Origin of the sequence: Actinocorallia aurantiaca, assembly GCF_039533685.1 — a bacterium.
Taxonomy (GTDB): domain Bacteria; phylum Actinomycetota; class Actinomycetes; order Streptosporangiales; family Streptosporangiaceae; genus Actinocorallia; species Actinocorallia aurantiaca.
The window spans coordinates 4,207-4,489 of the sequence record NZ_BAAATZ010000017.1 but is presented as its reverse complement, the minus strand read 5'-3'; the positions used below and the strand labels follow the sequence as shown (position 1 = coordinate 4,489).

The 283-nt window shown below is 74.9% G+C and carries 1 protein-coding gene; it reads left to right on the top strand.

Annotation, left to right across the window (positions count from 1 at the left end; all coding sequences use genetic code 11):
- The coding region (locus ABD327_RS20950) for an FAD-dependent oxidoreductase (RefSeq protein WP_344452248.1) at window positions 1-283 on the top strand (283 nt) is incomplete at both ends.

Sequence of the window (283 nt, the reverse complement as noted above, 5' to 3'; positions counted from 1 at the left end):
CGCCGTCCAAGGCCTGGGCCTGGCCAGCAGCGTCGTGGAGGTGGCGCCCTGGCTGATGCCCCGCCAGCTCGACGAGGGCGGCGGCTCCATGCTGCGCCGGCACATCGAGGCCCTGGGCATGGCCGTGCACGCCGGGACCCCGATGACCCGCCTGGAGGCCGGCGCGGACGGCGCGGTCGCCAAGGTGGTCCTGCAGGACGGCACGGAGATCGACTCCCAGGTCGTGGTGTTCTCCGCCGGGATCCGCCCGCGCGACGAACTGGCCCGCCAGTGCGGCCTGAAG